Source organism: Pseudomonas citronellolis (assembly GCF_029335315.1).
Classification (GTDB): Bacteria; Pseudomonadota; Gammaproteobacteria; order Pseudomonadales; family Pseudomonadaceae; genus Pseudomonas; species Pseudomonas citronellolis_A.
The window spans coordinates 1-3,087 of the sequence record NZ_JARJLT010000271.1 but is presented as its reverse complement, the minus strand read 5'-3'; the positions used below and the strand labels follow the sequence as shown (position 1 = coordinate 3,087).

Sequence of the window (3,087 nt, the reverse complement as noted above, 5' to 3'; positions counted from 1 at the left end):
TCGCTGCTTTCGGTGGCGCCGTCGATCTGCACGTTGCGCCCGGCCAGCAGGCTGGTGCCGTGGGTGGAGGCCACGTCGCTGGCGCTGACGCCGATATCCTGGCCGGCGCGGATGGGCGAGCCGGGATTTGGCAACGCATGCGTTGCCCCGGCGAGCGACCCGCCAAGGATGGCGGGGCCGGGATATCAGGACTGCGCAGAAGTTACGACAAGGATGTCTTGCACTCTCTTTTTGTTGGAACTCCAACTCAAGCGAAAAGACACCGACCTTACCATTTTAATCAGTGACCCAAATTTTTAAAGAACTGTCGGAGCGCGGTTTTCTACAATCAGGCCTGCAGCGCTGCTACAGGATAAATTAGAAATTTACTCTCGCCACCGCTGCCGATACATGAGAGACACCATAAGACCGGAACCATGGAGTAGACCTGTGGAGCTTCCTCAGGGCTTGCCTCTTTTCCTTTGTCTATTTTCCAAATAGCCTTGCCCACAAATTTTTTTTCGTCTCGATGCGCACTGTATGAGTAGATGGTCCGGCTGGGCGTAGCAAGTCTCCGGGATAATACTCATGCCCTAAGCACAATTTATCATCGATACCAAAAGCCTTCACCGCTGCTACCGCTTCGATGCACCAGCGCCCGAAGTAACTACCTTTTTCTAATGGATGCTTCTCTGGATCACCATAATCGTACCAGTAGGGTTCAACCGTGGGGGCCTTGCGATTTCTAGGTGCCGGCCGTTTGAGCTCCGCATACCAGTGATCGACAAAATCTCGTAACAGGCTAGCCTGTTCTTCTCGCGGGGCGTCGATGGCCTTGAACAAGCGCATATAAGGCTTCGAATGTAGTAATTTCGTCCCGACATGGCGCGCAGGCTGACGACTGGCAATGATACGATCTAGAAGTACATCTTCACCTTCACTGTCGATCAGAGCGAGCAAACGCTGCCATTGCGTATCAGGAACTTCCAAAGAGAGCGCTAACCCTACAAGCCAGAAGCACCAGTTGTAATGATTGAGATTGGAAAGGTTAAAGTCCCAATCCCTGCACGTTTCCAGGCCGTGCTCGCGACACACTTTCTCCGCCAGCTGATTGGAGAGTTCCCAAGCATCAAGAAGACCACAGAAACTCTTGGATAACCCGCCAATGGGGTCGCCGCAGGAATAACAAGTCAATACATATCGCAAATGATTTATTGCCGTATCAAAAGCGTATTGTGGCTCATAGATTTGGTTGCCACCAGGTTGCCTTAAGATGCCCCACTCTTTTTCGAGCCGGCATTCACGATAGCTCTTCCACTTACGCCAATATTCCCCCCCCCCATCGATGCCCTGTTCATCACTTAGCTCCCGAAAAACTATTTAGAATAATTTTTGACGTATCTACTGGCTTGGATTTACCCAGCGCGTCAAGCACTTGAATCTCCGTCGCCCCATCAGGGCGCGTGACAACGACCCAGGATTCAGTACGCCCTAATTTCACCGCGTCGCGAATTGAGTCAGCATCTGCCTCAGATCCTACGGCCTTCTCTAATCGTCCTCCTCCTGTAACCCAATTCAAGCTCCCCTGCTTTCCATCAGTCGTACTCCCAAGCGCTTGAGCTCCGCTCTTTCCATCAGTTCCCACAAACTTGTATTCAATTACGACATAATCCACGTCCGGCCGGTTAACCTTGTACAGGTCATCGATTCCGGTCTCACCAACACCAGGCATACACGCCAGTTTTTCACCGTTCGAAATGGTCTGACCGACTATATTCCCACCAACAATTCGCCCATCAAACCCTACTGTCCTTTCAGGCTTCCACCATTAATAAATAGCGCAAACCACACTCAAACAAATACAAACTATCATAAACACAAACCGCCCAATCTGAGCAGAGCCTTCATCACCGGAGAATTTCATATAGAGATGAGGCCCATACATTGTCATGTCATATAAATAAGCAAATACATTGGACAGAAAAATACATTGCAAGACTATTTTTATCGCACCATCAAGAGCAGTGCTCGCCACTAGCCCACTCAAAGCAAACATAAACATCAAAAGCGCAGAAAAGATTGCCATCTTAACTTTTCCGCTCAGCCTATTAATTAAAATAAAACTCCTCATCAATCCCCTTCCCCTCCGATCAGTTTTTTTACTCTATCTTTTAAGTCAAGGATGGCAATCACGGAGCCAACTCTCGTCCCCGACGAATCTCCTAAAGCCTTTGACAATCCCGCATTTATTACAAAGTCCTCCCCAACCCCCATAATCGAAGAAGGTAGAGAACCACCTATGTATCCTGCCCCAAGAGATGCAGCTATACCTCCATAGTTAAGAGCCTGGCCTCCAAGCCCTGTAGGCGAAATAATGCTTCCATAGGCAGCAACCGTGGCGGCATCATTTAAATTCTTAATTAAAAGTGACTTTAGATAATCTTGAGTCCCACTACCCGACAGATCAAGCCCTGCCCCATACATCAAACACGCAGCATCGCCACATGGGTTAAATGTCGGATAATACACATCGCCATCAACAACACTACCAGTCACATATTTACCATCAGAGCTGATCACATTTCCTGTCAACCTGTCTCGTTGTTCAGAACCCAACCCAACGCCTAGACCGCTGCTCAGAAAAATCTTAGAGAAACCAGTTTCAGCCTCAATCGTCCAGCTATACCCTGCAGAATTATCCTTGATGTAAGAAATTACATCCCTGTTCGCAATTTCAAAGTTTTGCACATACATCCCACTATCACCCAACGGCATCCAGTTTCCACCGGAATCGTACATCCCAGGAAGGGCTGCAATTATATCTTTGGACGGAGATATATTAGTTTCAGCCATGAAGGAAATCCTCAGAGCCGCTTCGATTTATTCTTGCGTAAAGCGACCGCCACTTCTCTCAGATAGACTCTTTGCTAACTCTCTCTCAGCTGGGTGTAGTTGGCGGTTGTACGCCGTGGCGTTCTTAGCGATTTCTGCGCCTTTACCGACGTCACCATTCACGGCCGCCGCCGCCATGACCCCAGTCAATTGCGACACCATCAACTCAAGGTTGCTGTCACCCCCCACCATGTTGCTCAGGATATTGATCAGCGC

The 3,087-nt window shown here is 49.1% G+C and carries 4 protein-coding genes; all 4 read right to left on the bottom strand.

What is annotated here, in order from left to right:
• Positions 1–465: 465 nt before the first annotated feature.
• Positions 466–1,326 carry a PoNe immunity protein domain-containing protein gene (locus tag P3W75_RS20395; RefSeq protein ID WP_276229124.1) on the bottom strand — a complete coding sequence of 287 codons (861 nt, stop codon included), beginning with the start codon at positions 1,324–1,326 and terminating at the stop codon, positions 466–468.
• 10 nt (positions 1,327–1,336) lie between these two features.
• Positions 1,337–1,654, bottom strand: a complete 318-nt coding sequence (locus P3W75_RS20390; RefSeq protein ID WP_276229123.1) for a hypothetical protein — start codon at positions 1,652–1,654, stop codon at positions 1,337–1,339.
• Positions 1,655–2,109: 455 nt separating this feature from the next.
• On the bottom strand, positions 2,110–2,832 hold the full coding sequence (locus P3W75_RS20385; protein WP_276229122.1) for a hypothetical protein: 723 nt from the start codon (positions 2,830–2,832) through the stop codon (positions 2,110–2,112).
• A gap of 27 nt (positions 2,833–2,859) precedes the next feature.
• Positions 2,860–3,087, bottom strand: a 228-nt coding sequence (locus tag P3W75_RS20380; RefSeq protein ID WP_276229121.1) for a hypothetical protein, incomplete at its 5' end; no start/stop codon positions are given.

What these genes read in the sequence shown, in the direction of transcription:
- P3W75_RS20385 (WP_276229122.1), bottom strand. Translation starts at nt 2,832, where the DNA reads ATGGCTGAAACTAATATATCTCCGTCCAAAGATATAATTGCAGCCCTT.